Here is a 17,213-nt window from a genome sequence, read left to right as displayed (position 1 = left end):
GCAGGGGAGGGAACGGGGGCGGGGCGGCGGAGCGCAGAGGGAGAGGGGAGGGGGCCGGGTGCGCCCGTCGCCTCCCCGCCGCACGGTCGCCGCTCAGCCTGCCGCGGCCCTGATCGCGTCGTCGATCGTCGGGAACGCGAAGTCGAAGCCGGTCTCCAACAGGCGTCCCGGCAGCACCCGCTGACTGCCCAGCACGTCCTGCGCGAAGTCTCCGAGCACCGCCTTCAGGGCGGCCGTGGGCACCGTGAGGAGGGTCGGCCGGTGCAGTACGCGGCCCATCGCCGCCGTGACCTCGCGGTTGGTGACCGGGTCGGGGGCGGTCAGGTTCACCGGGCCGGAGAGTGACGGGGTGTCGATCAGGTGGCGCAGTGCGGCCACCTCGTCGTGGAGGGAGATGAACGACCAGTACTGGCGGCCGTCGCCCATCCGTCCGCCGAGTCCGGCGCGGAAGAGCGGGAAGAGCCGCCCCCAGGCCCCGCCCTCGCGGGCCACCACGAGGCCGGTGCGGGCGTATGTGACGCGGATGCCGGCCTCCTCGGCGGGGGCCGCGGCGGCCTCCCACTCCACGCAGACCGAGGGAAGGAAGCCGGTGCCGGCGGGGGCGCTCTCGTCGACGGCGCGGCTGCCGGTGTCCCCGTACCAGCCGAGCGCCGTGCCGCAGACCAGGCTCTCCGGCGGTTCCGCGAGCGAGGCGAGGGCCTGGGAGATCGCCGTCGTGCCGAGCACCCGGCTGTCCCGGATCTCCTGCTTGTACGCCTCCGTCCAGCGGCGCTCGCCGACCCCGGCGCCCGCCAGGTGGACGACGGAGTCCACGCCGACGAGCCCGGCGGCGTCCACGTACAGCCGTTTCGGGTCCCATTCGACCTCGTCGGCGGTCCGGGCGGGCCGGCGGACGAGCCGGAGGACGTCGTGGCCGTCGGTGCGCAGGGAGCGGACCAGGGCCGAGCCGATGAGCCCGGTGGCGCCGGTGACGGCGACACGCTTGCGGGTGGTGGAACGCTGCATGGGAACCATCCTGCCTCCCCGGCCGGGGCGTGGCACAGTTGCCGTCATGATCGTGCCGGAGACGCTGATACGTACCGCCGTACCCGGGGACGACGAGGTCCTCGCCGCGCTCGACCGGGCCGCCTGGTCGACCCTGCACGCGGTCCTGCCCGCCCCGGTCCTTCCGTACGAGCCCTTCTTCGACGCCCGTCACCTGCCGGAGGACTATCTCCTCGCGGTGAGCGGGGGCGTGGTCGTCGGCTACATCCGGGTGGTGCCGCCCACGCCGCTCGCGGCGACCGCGCACGTCCGCCAGATCCAGGGGCTCGTGGTCGCCGAGTCCGTCCGGGGGCGCGGGGTGGCGCGGGCGCTGCTGCGGGCCGCGATGGACAAGGCGCGGGCGGACGGCGCCGTCCGCATGACGCTGCGGGTGCTCGGGCACAACACCCCGGCCCGTGCGCTCTACGCCTCCGAGGGCTTCGCGGTCGAGGGGGTCCTGCCGGGCGAGCTGTTCCTGGACGGGGCGTACGTGGACGACGTCCTCATGGGCCGGTCGCTGGCCCTCTGAACCCCGGGGGTGCCCTGCCGGCCGGGCCGGGCTGGGCCGGGCCCGCGGCACGTCACCCGCTAGGGGTTCAGCAGCCGCATCCCGCCCATCAGCTCGCGCAGACAGCGGACGGCGAGTTCCGCCGGGGCGCCCTCGCCCCGTACCGGCGCGTCCGTCTCCGCCCAGCTCTCCAGCGCGATCCGGATGGCATCGGTGGCCGCCGCCGCCGCGAGCCGTACCTCCAGGGGGTCGGCGTCCGGTCCCGCGAGTCCGGCGACGATCTCGCGCAGCCGTTCCTCGGACTCCTGGTTGACCCGGTACCAGACGGCCCGGAGCGCCGGGTCCTCGGTGGCCGCGCGCAGCAGCCCCCGGGTCCAGCGCAGCCCCTCCTCCGCCGCCGCGTCCCCGGGGGTCAGCGATGCGGCGATGGAGCGCTCCAGGGCCGTCGGCAGGGCCGCGCCCGGTTCCGTGGCGGCGAGGTGTTCGCGCCAGCGGTCGCCGCCGCCCGCGAGGAGCGGGGCCACGGCGTCCTGCTTGGAGCGGAAGTACCGGTAGAAGGTGCGCAGCGCGACCCCGGCCCGCAGGGCGATGTCCTCGGCCGTGGTGCCGTCGGGGCCGTGCTCGGTGAAGAGTTCGGCGGCGGCGCGCGCGATGTCCAGCTGGGTGGCGGCCTTGCGGCGCTCCGTCAGCGTCCGGGTGGGGGGCGTGGCGCCCTCGGGCTTGGTGCTCACCGTACGAAGAGTACGCCCGCGACAGCCCGATGTGCACGTTGTGCAGCTATGGCAAAACGTGCCACTTGGGCGTACGGTGGCGGCATTCCCCCAGAAGCTCGACATCGAGAGGTTGCCGCCATGAACCAGCTGACCCGTTACGAAGGACGCCGCGCCCTCATCACCGGCGGCGGCTCCGGCATCGGCCAGGCCACCGTCCTCCGCGTGCTCGCCGAGGGCGGCCGGGTCGTCGCCGCCGACATCAGCGAGGACGGCCTCAAGGACACCGTCGCCAAGGCCGGCGACGCCGCCGACCGCCTCACCACCCTCGTCCTGAACGTCGCCGACGAGGCCTCCGTACGCACCGGTGTCGCCGCCGCCGTCGAGGCGCTCGGCGGCCTGGACGTCCTCGTGAACGCGGCCGGCGTCCTGCGCTCCTCGCACACCCACGAGACGAGCCTCGACTCCTTCGAGCAGGTGATACGGATCAACCTGACCGGAACCTTCCTGATGATCCGCGAGGCGATCCCCGCCCTCCTGGAGGGCGACGGCTCCGCCGTCGTGAACTTCTCCTCCACCTCCGCGATGTTCGCCCACCCCTACATGGCGGCCTACGCGGCCAGCAAGGGCGGCATCCAGTCCATGACGCACGCGCTCGCCGCCGAGTACGCCAAGCAGGGCATCCGCTTCACCGCCGTCCAGCCCGGCTCCATCTCCTCCGGTATGACCGACGGCAGCGGCGCCTCCCGCCAGAGCGTCGGCCCCGGCCTCCCCGAGGACACCGACTGGTCCCTCTTCGCGAAGCTCGCCCCCGCCCTCGGCCAGGGCTTCGCGGGCCCCGAGACCGTCGCCGGCGTCGTCGCGATGCTGGGGAGCGAGGACGGCAGGTTCATCACCGGCACCGAGGTCCGCGTCGACGGCGGCACGCACTTCTGACGCGTGCCCGCGAGGGCCGGGAGGACCCGCGCCCCCGGCCGGGCCGAGAGCGCGGGCCGGGGGGCCGAGCCCGGCGGGCCGAGCCGAGAGCGCGGGCCGAGAGGCGGGCCGGGAGACCGGTACGGACCCGGGGTGGGACGGCCCCCGGGTCCGTACCTCCCCCACCCGTGACCCTTCCGCCTCACACGGTTCCTACGCCGCTCCGAAGCGCTCCCACAGCCGGGGGAAGCGCGCCGCGAGCACGTTGTCGTCCTCCAGGTCGAAGGGAGCGCCCAGCGGCTCCCCGCCCGGCATCGGAATGCCCAGGTCGGGCGTCTCGGCGCCGGTCAGCTGCTCGTACGCCTCGTCCGCGGCGAAACCGATCTCCTCACCGTCCCCGTCGATCTCCAGGTCGAATTCGCCGAGCAGCTCCGCCAGCGCGTCCGGATCGTGCACCGCGCCCTCGTAGATCTCCCGGCCCTGGCCGATGAGCCAGCAGCGGAACGAGTCGAAGGTCTCGTCGCCCGCCCCGTCGAACAGCACGGCCGCCGCGCCCCACAGGTCCCAGAGGAACGCGCGGTTGTAGCGGGCCTCGAAATGGCGTGCGTAGTCGAGCACGGAGTCGGGGTCCAGCCGGGTCAGCCGTTCCACGAGCAGATCGGCCTGTTCCTCGGGGTCGCCCTCGGCGTCCGCGCGGCTGGCGTCGATGATCTCCCAGAACTCCGTCTCGTCCATCACGGCACCAGCATCGTGGCTCGGAGGGTGCGACGCACCCGGAAACCCGAAATGAATCAGGACAGAAGGTGTCGTACTTTCCTGCCAGTCTGGTGGCCATGACGACGGAGACGAACGAGACGAAGGCCCTGCGGGGACGGATCTGCCTGGTCGCCGGGGCCACCCGGGGAGCCGGACGGGCCATCGCCGTCCAGCTCGGCGCGGCGGGCGCCACGGTGTACGTCACCGGGCGGACCACCCGCGAGAAGGTCAGCGAGGTCGGCCGGGCCACCGAGACCATCGAGGAGACCGCCGAACTGGTGACGGCGGCCGGCGGCGAGGGCATCGCCGTCCCCACCGACCACCTGGAGGCCGAGCAGGTCCGGGCGCTGGTCGACCGGATCGACCGGGAGCGGGGACGGCTCGACGTCCTCGTCAACGACGTGTGGGGCGGTGAGCACCTCCTCGTCTTCGGCAAGAAGACCTGGGAGAACGACCTCACCGGCGGCCTCCGGATGCTCGAACTGGGTGTGCGGACGCACGTCATCACCTCGCACGCGGCGCTGCCGCTGCTCATCCGCAACCGGGGCGGCCTCGTCGTCGAGGTCACCGACGGCACCGCCGAGTACAACGGCCCCCGCTTCCGCGAGAACCTCTTCTACGACCTCGCCAAGAACGCCCCGATCCGGATGGCCTTCGGCCTCGGAAAGGAACTGGAGGAGTACGGCGGTACGGCCGTCTGCCTCACTCCTGGCTGGCTCAGGTCCGAGCAGATGCTCGCCGCGTTCGGCGTCACCGAGGAGAACTGGCGCGACGCCGTGGAGAAGATTCCCGGCTTCGCGGTCGCGGAGTCCCCGGTGTACGTGGGACGCGCCGTCGCCGCCCTCGCCGCCGACCCCGACCGGCACCGCTGGAACGGCCGGTCGCTCTCCAGCGGACAGCTGGCGGGGGAGTACGGCTTCACCGACGCGGACGGCTCGCGGCCGGACGCGTGGGGCTTCATGCTCGCCGACGAGACGGGCGAGCCGGACGTGAACGACTACCGGTAGACGACGGCCGGCGGGCCACGGCCGGGACGCCGGCTGCCGCCCGCCGCCGTCACACGTACAGCGCGGCCATCGCGCGGGCCGCCTCACCGAAGCGGGCGCGCAGGGAGTCCGGGGCCAGGACCTCGGCCTCCGCGCCCAGGGTGAGCAGCTGGGAGAGGGCGACCTCCTCGCCCTCCACCGGGAGCGTCACCGTCACCCGGCCGTCCGCGTCCCGCGTCCCCGCCGCCAGGGCCTCCTCGGCGGCCGCGCGGTCCGTCACGTGCGGCAGTCTGCGGGCCCCCGCCTCCGTGAGCCGTAGGACGACCTCGGTGCGCAGGATCGACCGGGCGAACTCCGCCGCGCGCTCGGCCCAGAACTCCGGCAGGGCGAACGCCTCGTCCCGTACGAACCGGTCCCCGGACAGGGCGACGGCCGTGAAGCGGTCCACCCGGTAGGTCCGGAACGCCGTACCGGAACGCGCGCACAGGTACCAGACGCCCGCCTTCAGGACGAGGCCGTACGGGGCGAGTTCGCGCTCCACCTCGCGGTCGCCCCGCCGGTAGCGCGCGGAGATCGTCCGGTCGTCCCAGACCGCGTCCGCGATCGGCGGCAGCATCTCCGGCGACTCCGGCTCCTGGTACCAGCCCGGCGCGTCGAGCAGAAAGCGCTGGGCCACCGAGTCGGGGGCGTCCCGCAGCGAGGGCAGCAGCGCCGCGGACACCTTGAGCCGGGCCGCCGAAGCCGCGTCCTCCAGGCCCATGTCCCGCAGCGCGCCGGGCAGGCCGGACAGGAACAGCGCCTCGGCCTCGCCGCGTGCCAGACCCGTCAGCCGGGTGCGGTAGCCGCCGACGAGCCGGTACCCGCCGGCCCTTCCCCGGTCCGCATACACCGGAACCCCCGCCTCGGAGAGGGCGAGGGCATCGCGGGTGATGGTGCGCTCCGACACCTCCAGCTCGGCGGCGAGTTCGGCCGCCGTCATCGAAGGACGGGACTGGAGGAGCAGGACCAGCTTGATCAGACGGGCGGCGCGCATGAACCCATCATGCGCGCCCGCACCGACAGTCCGGCCTAGAGGCCGTAGCGCTCGCGCGCCTCCTTCACGGCCGAGGCCGGGACCTCGCCGCGACGGGCGAGCTGGGCGAGAGCGGCGACGACGATCGACTGCGCGTCGACACCGAAGTGGCGGCGGGCCGCGTCACGGGTGTCCGACAGACCGAAGCCGTCCGCACCGAGCGAGGACCAGTCCTGCTCGACCCACTGCGCGATCTGGTCGGGGACCTGGCGCATGTAGTCGGAGACCGCGAGGACCGGGGACTCGACGCCTTCGAGGGCCTTGCGGATGTACGGCACCTGCTCCTCGCCGCGCAGCAGCGCCGCGTCGGCCTCCAGGGCGTCGCGCCGCAGCTCCGTCCAGGAGGTCGCGGACCACACGTCGGCGCCCACGCCCCACTCGGCGGCGAGCAGCTTCTGCGCCTCAAGGGCCCAGTGGATGGCCGTACCGGAGGAGAGGAGCTGGATCCGCGAGGCGTTCGCGGGGAGGTCGAGACCGGCCGACTCCGCCGTGTTGAAGCGGTAGAGGCCCTTGACGATGCCCTCGTCGATGCCGGACGGCTTGGCCGGCTGCGGCATCGGCTCGTTGTAGACGGTGAGGTAGTAGAAGACGTTCTGGTCCTCGCCCTCGGCGGCCTCGCCGTACATCCGGCGCAGACCCTCCTTGACGATGGCCGCGACCTCGTAGGCGAACGCCGGGTCGTACGTCAGGGCGGCCGGGTTGGTGGCCGCGATCACCGGCGAGTGGCCGTCGGCGTGCTGGAGGCCCTCACCGGTCAGGGTCGTGCGGCCCGCGGTGGCACCGACGAGGAAGCCGCGGCCGAGCTGGTCGCCGAGCTGCCACATCTGGTCGGCGGTGCGCTGCCAGCCGAACATCGAGTAGAAGATGTAGAACGGGATCATCGCCTCACCGTGCGTGGAGTACGCGGTGGAAGCGGCGATGAAGTCGGCCATCGAACCGGCCTCGGTGATCCCCTCGTTGAGGATCTGGCCGTTGACGGCCTCCTTGTAGTACATCAGCTGGTCGCGGTCGACCGGCTCGTACGTCTGGCCCTTCGGCGAGTAGATGCCGAGCGACGGGAACAGCGACTCCATACCGAAGGTACGGGCCTCGTCCGGGACGATCGGGACCCAGCGCTTGCCGGTCTCCTTGTCGCGGATCAGGTCCTTGATCAGACGGACGAACGCCATCGTGGTCGCCATCGACTGCGTGCCGGAGCCCTTGTCGAAGGCGGTGAAGGCCTTCTCGGCCGGGGCCGGCAGCGGGGCGATCGCGTGGGTACGGCGGGCCGGGGCCGGGCCGCCGAGGGCCGCGCGGCGCTCCTGGAGGTAGCGGACCTCGGGGGAGTCGACGCCGGGGTGGCCGTAGGGCACCTGGCCGTCGGCGAACTGCGCGTCCGAGATGGGCAGCTCGAGAAGGTCACGCATGTTCTTGAACTCGTCGTTCGAGAGCTTCTTCATCTGGTGGTTCGCGTTCTTCGACGCGAAGCCCTCACCGAGGGTGAAGCCCTTGACGGTCTGCGCGAGGATGACCGTGGGCGCGCCCTTGAACTCCACGGCGGCCTTGTACGCGGCGTACACCTTGCGCGGCTCGTGGCCACCGCGGGAGAGGTGGAAGCACTCCAGGATCTTGTCGTCGCTCAGCAGCCGCGCCATCGCGACGAGCGCCGGGTCCTTGCCGAAGAAGTCCTGGCGGATGTAGGCGGCGTCGCGGGTCTGGTACGTCTGGACCTGCGCGTCCGGCACCTCGCGGAGGCGGCGGACCAGGGCGCCGGTGGTGTCGAGCGCGAACAGCTCGTCCCACGCGTTGCCCCACAGCGACTTCACGACGTTCCAGCCGGCGCCGCGGAACTGGGCCTCCAGCTCCTGCACGATCTTGAAGTTGGCGCGGACCGGGCCGTCGAGGCGCTGCAGGTTGCAGTTGATGACGAAGGTCAGGTTGTCCAGACCCTCGCGGGCGGCCAGGGCGAGGGCCGCGGTCGACTCGGGCTCGTCCATCTCGCCGTCGCCGAGGAACGCCCACACGTGCGAGGCGGAGACGTCCTTGATGGCGCGGTTGGTCAGGTAGCGGTTGAAGCGCGCCTGGTAGATGGCGGAGAGCGGGCCCAGACCCATGGAGACGGTCGGGAACTCCCACAGCCAGGGGAGGCGGCGCGGGTGCGGGTAGGAGGGCAGACCGTTGCCGCCGGACTCCTGCCGGAAGTTGTCGAGGTGGGCCTCGTTCAGGCGCCCGTCCAGGAACGCGCGGGCGTAGATGCCGGGGGCGGCGTGACCCTGGATGTAGAGCTGGTCGCCGGAACCGTCGGCTTCCTTGCCCTTGAAGAAGTGGTTGAAGCCGGTCTCGTACAGCCAGGCGGCCGACGCGAACGTGGCGATGTGACCGCCGACGCCGTACTTCGAGCCGCGGCTGACCATCGCGGCCGCGTTCCAGCGGTTCCAGGCGGTGATCCGGCGCTCCATGGCCTCGTCGCCGTCGAAGTCGGCGCCCGTCGGCTCGGCGGAGGTCGGGATGGTGTTGACGTAGTCCGTCTCCAGCAGCTTGGGCAGGGCCAGGCCCGCGCCCTCGGCGTGCTGGAGCGTGCGGCGCATCAGGTAGGCGGCCCGGTGGGGGCCGGCGGCCTTGGTGACGGCGTCCAGGGAGGCCGCCCACTCGGCGGTCTCCTCGGTGTCACGGTCCGGGAGCTGGTCGAGCTCGCTCGGAATCTTGCCTACGGGATCGGTCATGATCGCCGCCTTCCGGACAGGGTGGGGGTGGAGATGGGGTGCCTTGTCTGGCAGGACAGGGCGAAGGGCCGGGTAGCGGCCCGCCGAAGACTGTAAACCGGCGATCGATGATCGATCAAAGGGTTGAAGGGGAAAACCTCTTCAGATCGAGAAAGTCGGCACAGGGTGCCGCGAAAGAGGGCACCCGGTGCCTTGTTTTCGCAGGTGAGAGCGGGAAGGGGCCGCTTTCTGAGGGAGTGCGCGCACGAATGAGCGGGCCCACCCAGAGGGGTGGACCCGCTACGTTCCGCGACCGTCGAGTGAGGCGCGGGTGAGGGCCGGGGAAGGAGGAGTGAGGCCGGGGAGCGCGGAGCGAGGCCACTCAGGCGCGCGGCGCGCAGCCCAGCACGTGCGCCTTCACCAGCGCGCCGATGTTCGGGTCGCCCCGGCGGAAGGCCTCCACCAGCTCCTGGTGCTCCTCCGCGTACGACTTCTGGACCGTGCCGAGCCAGCGGATCGACAGGGCCGTGAAGACCTCGATGCCGAGCGTCTCCCAGGTGTGCAGCAGCACGGCGTTCCCCGCGGCCTTCACCAGCTCCCGGTGGAAGGCCACCGTGTGCCGCACCTGCGCCGTCCCGTCGGCGGCCGCGTCCGCCTCGTACAGCGCCGCCACGTGCGGCTCCAGGGCCGAGCAGTCCGTCGCCAGCCGCCCGGCCGCCAGCTCGGCCGCGATCTGCTCCAGACCGGCGCGTACGGGGTAGCTCTCCTCCAGGTCGGCGGCGGTCAGATTGCGGACCCGGACGCCCTTGTTCGGCGCCGACTCGATCAGCCGCAGCGACTCCAGCTCGCGCAGCGCCTCGCGCACGGGCGTCTGGCTGACCTCCAGCTCGGTCGCGATCCGGCGCTCCACGATCCGCTCGCCCGGCTTCCAGCGGCCGCTGACGATCCCCTCCACGATGTGCTCGCGGATCTGCTCGCGCAGCGAGTGGACGACGGGGACGGTCATGAAGCGGCTCCTCGGGGAGTGTTGACTCTGAAGACAATACGGCGGCGCCCCCGTCCGGAAACACTTCCGGACGGGGGCGCCGCAGGTGAGGCTCGTTACGTTGCCTTTCGGCGTGAGCCCTACAGACCGAGGTCGTTCTCGAACTCGCCGGCCTCGAGGATCGCCTTGACCGAGGTCAGGTAGCGGGCGGCGTCGGCGCCGTCCACCAGACGGTGGTCGTAGGACAGCGCGACGTACGTCATGTCGCGGATCGCGATCGTCTCACCCAGGTCCGGGTGGTTGATGACGACCGGACGGCGCACGGTGGCGCCGATGCCCAGGATGGCGACCTGGTTCGGGGGCACGATGATCGTGTCGAAGAGCGCGCCGCGCGAACCGGTGTTGGAGATGGTGAAGGTCGCACCGGCCAGGTCGTCCGGGGTGATCTTGCTGGCGCGCACGGCGCCGGCCAGCTCCGCGGTCTTCTTCGAGATGCCGGCGATGTTGAGGTCGCCCGCACCCTTGATGACCGGGGTCATCAGACCCTTCTCGGAGTCCACCGCGATACCGATGTTCTCGGTGTCGAAGTAGGTGATCGTGCCCTCGTCCTCGTTGATCCGGGCGTTGATGACCGGGTGGGCCTTCAGCGCCTGGGCCGCCGCCTTCACGAAGAACGGCATCGGGGAGAGCTTGACGCCCTCACGGGCGGCGAAGGCGTCCTTCGCGCGGCCGCGCAGCTTCATCAGCTTGGTGATGTCGACCTCGACGACCGAGGTCAGCTGGGCCTGGCCGTGCAGCGCCTTCATCATGTTGTCGCCGATGACCTTGCGCATGCGGGTCATCTTGACGGTCTGACCGCGCAGCGGGGAGACCTCGAGGGCCGGGGCCTTCGCGGCGGCCGCGGGAGCGGCGGCGACGGGAGCCTGGGCGGCCTTCTTGGCCTCGGCGGCCGCGAGGACGTCCTGCTTGCGGATACGGCCGCCGACGCCCGAACCCTTGACGGCCGCCAGGTCGACACCGTTCTCGGTGGCGAGCTTGCGGACGAGCGGGGTCACGTACGCGCCGTCCTCGGCCGCGGGGGTCGCCGGAACCGGGGTGACGACGGCCGGAGCGATCGACGGGGCCGGGGCGGCCGGGGCCGGAGCGGCCGGGGCCACCGGCGCGGGGGCCGGAGCCGGAGCGGCCGGAGCGGGGGCGGCCGGAGCCGGAGCGGCGACCGGGGCCGGAGCCGCGGCGGGGGCGGCCGGAGCCGGAGCCGGAGCGGCGGCCGGAGCGGCACCCGCGGCACCGATGACGGCGAGCTTGGCGCCGACCTCGGCGGTCTCGTCCTCGGCGACGACGATCTCCAGGAGGACACCCGAGGCCGGGGCCGGGATCTCGGTGTCGACCTTGTCCGTGGACACCTCGAGCAGCGGCTCGTCGGCCTCGACGGTCTCGCCGACCGACTTCAGCCAGCGGGTGACGGTGCCCTCGGTGACGGACTCGCCCAGCGCGGGCAGCACGACGTCGGTGCCGGTGGCACCGCCCGCCGGAGCGGCGGCGGGAGCCTCGGCCGCGGGGGCCGGAGCGGCCGGGGCCTCGGCGGCCGGGGCCTCGTCGGCGGGGGCCTCGGCGGCCGGGGCCGCGGCGGGCTCGGCGGCCGGAGCGGCGGCCGGGGCGCCGGTGCCGTCGTCGATGATGGCCAGCTCGGCGCCGACCTCGACCGTCTCGTCCTCGGCGACCTTGATGGAGGCCAGGATGCCCGAGGCGGGGGCGGGGATCTCGGTGTCGACCTTGTCGGTCGAGACCTCGAGCAGCGGCTCGTCGGCCTCGACACGCTCACCCTCGGCCTTGAGCCAGCGGGTGACGGTGCCCTCGGTGACGCTCTCGCCGAGCGCCGGCAGGGTTACGGAAACCGACATGGTTTCAGTTGCTCCTAACGAATTGCGGGAAGTGGTCGTCGCGCCCTGTGATGACGTGAGCGTCAGTCGTGGGAGTGCAGAGGCTTGCCGGCCAGGGCCAGGTGGGCCTCGCCGAGCGCCTCGTTCTGCGTCGGGTGGGCGTGGATGAGCTGCGCGACCTCGGCCGGCAGCGCCTCCCAGTTGTAGATCAGCTGTGCTTCGCCGACCTGCTCGCCCATGCGGTCACCGACCATGTGGACGCCGACCACGGCACCGTCCTTGACCTGGACGAGCTTGATCTCGCCCGCGGTCTTGAGGATCTTGCTCTTGCCGTTGCCCGCGAGGTTGTACTTCAGGGCGACGACCTTGTCCGCGCCGTAGATCTCCTTGGCCTTGGCCTCGGTGATGCCGACGGAGGCGACCTCGGGGTGGCAGTACGTCACCCGGGGCACGCCGTCGTAGTCGATCGGGACGGCCTTCAGGCCGGCCAGGCGCTCCGCGACGAGGATGCCCTCGGCGAAGCCGACGTGCGCGAGCTGGAGCGTCGGGACGAGGTCGCCCACTGCCGAGATCGTCGGCACGTTGGTGCGCATGTACTCGTCGGCCAGGACGTAGCCGCGGTCCATCGCGACGCCCTGCTCCTCGTAACCGAGACCCGCGGAGACCGGGCCGCGGCCGATCGCGACGAGCAGCACCTCGGCCTCGAAGGTCTTGCCGTCGGCCAGGGTGACCTTGACGCCGTTGTCGGTGTACTCGGCGGACTGGAAGAAGGTGCCGAGGTTGAACTTGATGCCGCGCTTGCGGAACGCGCGCTCAAGAAGCTTCGAGCTGTTCTCGTCCTCGACGGGGACGAGGTGCTTCATGCCCTCGATCACCGTGACGTCGGTGCCGAAGGACTTCCACGCGGAGGCGAACTCGACGCCGATGACACCGCCGCCGAGGATGATCGCGGACTCCGGGACCCGGTCGAGGGTCAGCGCGTGGTCCGAGGTGATGATCCGGTTGCCGTCGATCTCCAGACCGGGCAGGGACTTCGGCACGGAACCGGTCGCCAGGAGGATGTGGCGGCCCTCGACACGACGACCGTCGACGTCGACGGAGGTCGGGGAGGACAGGTGGCCGGTGCCCTCGATGTAGGTCACCTTGCGGGAGGCGACGAGACCCTGCAGACCCTTGTACAGGCCCGAGATCACGTCGTCCTTGTACTTGTGCACGGCCTTGATGTCGATGCCCTCGAAAGAGGCCTTGACACCGAACTGCTCCGCCTCGCGGGTCTGGTCGGCGACCTCGCCGGCGTGGAGCAGGGCCTTCGTCGGGATGCAGCCGTTGTGCAGGCAGGTGCCGCCGAGCTTGTTCTTCTCGATCAGTGCGACGTCCAGGCCCAGCTGCGCTCCGCGCAGCGCCGCGGCGTAACCGCCGCTACCGCCGCCGAGGATCACTAGGTCGAAAACGGTGCTGGCGTCGTTCGCCACGTCACGTCCTCCATGCATGTGCGCTCGTCGCCGGTCCTCGATGACCGGGCGGCGGCTGGTGTTCGGCCGCTTATTTTCGGCCCTGTGGTGGGGGCCCTGTCCTGCCGAGAACCCATCTTCGCACTTGTTGACGGATGGCGGGACGCGGGGCCGGTGTGTGAGATCGGCGGATCGTCCGTACGTGGGGGTAACCGGAGGGTGCGAACGTACGGATTTCGTCGCGGGCGAACGACGGGCGAACGGTACGGCCCCGGGGACCGGAGTCCTCGGGGCCGTACCGTCACACCACGGTTCAGAGCTCGCCGGCCGCCGTGCGCTCCGCCAGCTTCACCAGGGTGCGGACCGAGGAACCGGTGCCGCCCTTGGGGGTGTAGCCGTACGGGGCGCCCTCGTGGAAGGCCGGGCCCGCGATGTCCAGGTGGGCCCAGGTGATGCCCTCGCCCACGAACTCCTGGAGGAAGAGACCGGCGACCAGGCCGCCGCCCATCCGCTCGCCCATGTTGGCGATGTCGGCGGTGGGGGAGTCCATGCCCTTGCGCAGGTCCGCGGGGAGCGGCATCGGCCAGGACTGCTCGCCGACCTCGTCCGCGATCTCGTGGATCGCGGAGCGGTAGTCGTCGTCGTTGGCCATGATGCCGAAGGTGCGGTTGCCGAGCGCCAGGACCATGGCGCCGGTCAGGGTCGCCACGTCGATGATCGCGTCCGGGTGTTCCTCGGAGGCCTTGGTCAGCGCGTCGGCGAGGACGAGACGGCCCTCGGCGTCGGTGTTCAGGACCTCGACGGTCTTGCCGCTGTACATGCGCAGGACGTCACCCGGGCGGGTGGCGGAGCCGGACGGCATGTTCTCGGCGAGGGCGAGCCAGCCCGTGACGTTGACCTCGAGGCCCAGGCGGGCCGCGGCGACGACGGAGGAGAACACGGCGGCGGCGCCGCTCATGTCGCACTTCATCGTCTCGTTGTGGCCGGCCGGCTTCAGGGAGATGCCGCCCGAGTCGTAGGTGATGCCCTTGCCGACCAGGGCGAGGGTCTTCTCCGCCTTCGGGTGGGTGTAGGCGATCCGGACCAGGCGCGGCGGGTTGTCCGAGCCGACGCCGACGCCGAGGATGCCGCCGTAGCCGCCCTTGGCGAGCGCCTTCTCGTCGAGGACCTGGACCTTGAGGCCGTGCTCCTTGCCGGCGGCCTGGGCCGCGGCGGCGAAGGCGGCCGGGGTCAGGTCGTTCGGCGGCATGTTGATCAGGTCGCGGGCGCGGTTGATCTCCTCCGCGACGGCCTGGGCGCGCTCGGCCGCGGCCTTGAAGGCCTTGTCGCGCGGCTTGGCGCCGAGCAGGGCGACCTCGCCCAGCGGCTTCTTGGCGTCCTTGCCGGCCTCCTGGTACACGGTGTACGCGTACGCGCCGAGCAGGGCGCCCTCCGCGATCGCGGAGGCGTCCTCGGGGTCGGCGATCGGCAGCGCGAACGCGGCCTTCTTCGCACCCGTCAGGACGCGGGCGGCGGTACCGGCGGCGCGGCGCAGGGTCTCCGCGGCGTAGGAGTCGCCGTCCTCGGGCGCGGAGCCCAGGCCGACGGCGAGGACGACGGGGGCCTTGAGACCGGCGGGGGCGGGCAGCTTGGTCGCCTCACCCTCGGCGCCCGTAGCGCCCAGCGTCTCCAGGACGGTGGCGAGCCGGCCGTCGAAGGCCTTGTCGACGGCCTCGGCGCCCGGGGCGACGACGAGCGTCTTCCCGGACTTCGCGATGCCGACGACGAGGGCGTCGGCGCGCAGCGTCGCCGCACCGGCAGTGCTGAGAGTGAGAGCAGTCACGGTGGTGAAATCTCGCTTCCATTGAGTTCTGTGGCGGTCGAGGGATGGGCCGACCGTGCCCGCCGCATCGTATTTCGGCCCGGAGAGCGCCGAGAACGAGCCTACGCTCGCTCACCCGGTTCGCTCACGGCGGCGGTGATTCACTCATCCGTGGTGTCTCTTTCATGTTTACCGTTCAGGCTCGGAACGCTCCTTCACACTCGCCTCAGCCACGCAAGGACGACTCTCCCGTCTTCGCATCATCTGCAACATCTCCACAGGTCCCCCGCTCCGGCACCCGGTGCGCGGCGACCTGCCGAGGGGGGACACCACCTGATGGAATCCGGCCGAATCCGTACGCCCAGAACCGCTCCCCGCGGTGCCCGCACGGCATCCCGCACCGCCCGTGTCGCGGCTCTCGCCGCCGCCGCGCTGCTCGCCACCGTCGTCCCGTCCGCGCAGGCCCTCGCGGCCCCCGTGCCCCGGATCGACCTCACCGTCCTCGTCGTCGACGACGGCGGCAGCGCGGTCGGGGCGATCACCGCCGAGCTCAAGGGCTCCGGCGTGCCGTACCGCCGGATCGACCTCAACGATCCGAACCGCCCGGTCCTCGACACGGCCTTCCTCAGCGACACCCTCGACGGACGCCCCCGCGCCAAGTACCAGGGCGTCGTCCTGCCCCACGAGAGCGCCTTCGGCCCCGACTCGGCCGAACACACCGCCCTCCAGGCGTACGAACGGACCTTCGGGATCCCGCAGGTGGACGCCTACACCTGGTCGCACCCCGGCGTCGGCCTCGACTACACCAACGAGGGCGGCTGGTCCGGAGTCCTCGACGGGGTCACCGCCGGCGTCACCGCCGCCGGGAAGGCGGGCCCCTTCCAGTACCTGTCCGGGGCGCTCACCTTCGAGGACAACGACCCCGCGATCGCCGAGAGCTACGGCTACGCGGGCCGCCCCCGCGCCGGCTACACCAGCTACGTCGACGTGCCCGTCGACGGAGCGGCCGGCGGCGCCCGGGCCAGCCTCGTCGGCGAGTACACCGCCGACGGGCGCCGCGAACTGGTCGTCACCTTCGCCTACAACCAGTACCAGCGGCAGTTCCGGGCGCTCGCCCGCGGCATCGTCGACTGGCTCACCCAGGGCGTCCACCTCGGCCAGAGCCGCAACTACCTCTCCGTCCACGTCGACGACGTCTTCGCCCCCGACGCCCGCTGGGACGCCGCGCTCAACTGCACCCCCGGCGACTTCGACTGCGTCGGCGACGACGGCGAGGGCGCCAACCCGATCCGGATGACGGTCGCCGACGCCCAGTACGCCGCCACCTGGCAGAAGTCCTCCGGCCTCACCCTCGACATGGTCTACAACGGCGGCCAGGGCGAGCAGTGGAAGACCGAGCACGCCGGCTCCGACCCGCTCACCGACCGGCTCGTCGCGGACCGCGCCCAGTACCGGTGGATCAACCACACCTACACCCACCCCTTCCTCGGCTGCGTCCAGGACAACACCGTCGTCCCCTGGCAGTGCGCCAAGAACGCCCAGGGCGCCACCCTGTGGGTCAGCCGCGCCGAACTCTCCGCCCAGATCCGCGACAACCAGAACTGGGCCGTCCGCAAGGGCATCGCCGTCGACCGCTCCGAACTCGTCACCGGCGAGCACTCCGGCCTCAGGACGCTGCCCCAGCAGCCCGTCGACAACCCCAACCTCGCCGGGGCCCTCGCCGACAACGGCGTCAAGTGGGCCGGCAGCGACAACTCCCGCGAGCCGCAGCAGCGTTCGATCGGCACCGCCTCCGGCGCCGCGAAGACCGTGCCCCGCCACCCGATGAACGTGTACTACAACGTGGGCACCGCCGCCGAGATGGCCGACGAGTACAACTGGCTCTACACCGCCGCCGCCGACGGCGGCAGCGGCATCTGCGAGTCCAACCCGCTCTCCACCTGCCTCACCGAGCCGCTCCCCACCACCACCGGGTACGCCGACCACATCGTCCCGCAGGAAGCCCGCACCGCCCTCTCCCACGTGCTGGGCAACGACCCGCGCCCGCACTACGTGCACCAGTCCAACCTCGCCGAGGAGCGCCTCCTCTACCCCGTCCTCGACCGGATCCTCACCGACTACCGGGGCCTGTTCGCGCCGAGCGCCCCTCTGGTGAACCCGGCCCAGCGGGACGTCGGCACCGAACTGACCCGCCGCGCCGCCTGGGACCAGGCCCTCGCCGCCGGAAAGGTCACCGCCTACCGCATCGGCACCGCGGTCACCGTCAAGGCGCCCTCCGGCGTCGTCGCACCCCTCACCGCCCCCGAGGGCACCCGCAAGCGCCTCCTCCTCGGCACCACCGTCTTCGGCACGGCCTACGCCGGGACCCGGTCCGCCTGGACCGCGCCCGAAGTGCTCCAGACCAGCGTCACACTCACGCTCCCGACCGCCTGACCAGCACGTTCT

General features: G+C 72.0%; 13 protein-coding genes. 4 read left to right on the top strand and 9 right to left on the bottom strand.

The genetic code is table 11. The features are described from left to right. Positions 1 to 93 precede the first annotated feature (93 nt). Complete coding sequence (locus ACH4MY_RS17370; RefSeq protein ID WP_398003762.1) at positions 94 to 1,014, bottom strand: TIGR01777 family oxidoreductase; 921 nt, start codon at positions 1,012 to 1,014, stop codon at positions 94 to 96. 37 nt (positions 1,015 to 1,051) lie between these two features. Here ACH4MY_RS17370 and ACH4MY_RS17365 point away from each other — a divergent pair, with 37 nt between their 5' ends. Then, complete coding sequence (locus ACH4MY_RS17365; protein WP_398003759.1) at positions 1,052 to 1,552, top strand: GNAT family N-acetyltransferase; 501 nt, start codon at positions 1,052 to 1,054, stop codon at positions 1,550 to 1,552. Positions 1,553 to 1,611: 59 nt separating this feature from the next. On the opposite strand, the gene ACH4MY_RS17360 is transcribed toward ACH4MY_RS17365, so the two are convergent. Continuing rightward, entirely contained in the window at positions 1,612 to 2,262 is a 651-nt protein-coding gene (locus ACH4MY_RS17360) for a TetR/AcrR family transcriptional regulator (protein ID WP_398003756.1), read from the bottom strand. A 120-nt stretch (positions 2,263 to 2,382) separates the two neighbouring features. On the opposite strand from ACH4MY_RS17360, the gene ACH4MY_RS17355 reads away from it, so the two are divergent. Continuing rightward, positions 2,383 to 3,177, top strand: coding sequence for an SDR family NAD(P)-dependent oxidoreductase (locus ACH4MY_RS17355; RefSeq protein WP_398003753.1), 795 nt, complete (start codon positions 2,383 to 2,385; stop codon positions 3,175 to 3,177). Between the two features lie 192 nt (positions 3,178 to 3,369). Here the strand turns inward: ACH4MY_RS17355 and ACH4MY_RS17350 are convergent, their stop codons facing one another. Continuing rightward, complete coding sequence (locus ACH4MY_RS17350; protein WP_398003885.1) at positions 3,370 to 3,891, bottom strand: DUF4240 domain-containing protein; 522 nt, start codon at positions 3,889 to 3,891, stop codon at positions 3,370 to 3,372. A 98-nt stretch (positions 3,892 to 3,989) separates the two neighbouring features. Here ACH4MY_RS17350 and ACH4MY_RS17345 point away from each other — a divergent pair, with 98 nt between their 5' ends. Next, the gene (locus tag ACH4MY_RS17345) at positions 3,990 to 4,919 is read left to right on the top strand and encodes an SDR family oxidoreductase (RefSeq protein WP_398003751.1); all 930 of its coding nucleotides are present in this window, start codon (positions 3,990 to 3,992) and stop codon (positions 4,917 to 4,919) included. A gap of 49 nt (positions 4,920 to 4,968) precedes the next feature. Here ACH4MY_RS17345 and ACH4MY_RS17340 read toward each other — a convergent pair whose 3' ends face one another. From ACH4MY_RS17340 to ACH4MY_RS17315, 6 genes are all read right to left on the bottom strand, one after another. Then, positions 4,969 to 5,931, bottom strand: coding sequence for a helix-turn-helix transcriptional regulator (locus ACH4MY_RS17340; protein ID WP_398003748.1), 963 nt, complete (start codon positions 5,929 to 5,931; stop codon positions 4,969 to 4,971). A 35-nt stretch (positions 5,932 to 5,966) separates the two neighbouring features. Then, positions 5,967 to 8,672, bottom strand: a complete 2,706-nt coding sequence (gene aceE / locus ACH4MY_RS17335; RefSeq protein WP_398003745.1) for a pyruvate dehydrogenase (acetyl-transferring), homodimeric type — start codon at positions 8,670 to 8,672, stop codon at positions 5,967 to 5,969. 361 nt (positions 8,673 to 9,033) lie between these two features. Continuing rightward, entirely contained in the window at positions 9,034 to 9,657 is a 624-nt protein-coding gene (locus ACH4MY_RS17330; RefSeq protein ID WP_398003742.1) for a GntR family transcriptional regulator, read from the bottom strand. Between the two features lie 119 nt (positions 9,658 to 9,776). Continuing rightward, entirely contained in the window at positions 9,777 to 11,537 is a 1,761-nt protein-coding gene (gene sucB / locus ACH4MY_RS17325) for a 2-oxoglutarate dehydrogenase, E2 component, dihydrolipoamide succinyltransferase (protein ID WP_398003739.1), read from the bottom strand. 62 nt (positions 11,538 to 11,599) lie between these two features. Next, on the bottom strand, positions 11,600 to 12,988 hold the full coding sequence (gene lpdA, locus ACH4MY_RS17320; RefSeq protein WP_329278001.1) for a dihydrolipoyl dehydrogenase: 1,389 nt from the start codon (positions 12,986 to 12,988) through the stop codon (positions 11,600 to 11,602). A 292-nt stretch (positions 12,989 to 13,280) separates the two neighbouring features. Continuing rightward, positions 13,281 to 14,789: a leucyl aminopeptidase gene (locus ACH4MY_RS17315; RefSeq protein ID WP_398003736.1), complete on the bottom strand. Its 1,509-nt coding sequence runs from the start codon at positions 14,787 to 14,789 to the stop codon at positions 13,281 to 13,283. Between the two features lie 315 nt (positions 14,790 to 15,104). On the opposite strand from ACH4MY_RS17315, the gene ACH4MY_RS17310 reads away from it, so the two are divergent. Next, on the top strand, positions 15,105 to 17,201 hold the full coding sequence (locus ACH4MY_RS17310) for a hypothetical protein (RefSeq protein WP_398003733.1): 2,097 nt from the start codon (positions 15,105 to 15,107) through the stop codon (positions 17,199 to 17,201). Positions 17,202 to 17,213: the final 12 nt, after the last annotated feature.

The organism is Streptomyces sp. NPDC017246 (assembly GCF_044331325.1).
Classification (GTDB): domain Bacteria; phylum Actinomycetota; class Actinomycetes; order Streptomycetales; family Streptomycetaceae; genus Streptomyces.
The sequence above is the reverse complement of the archived record's forward strand: the minus strand, read 5'-3'. Positions and strand labels throughout refer to the sequence as shown.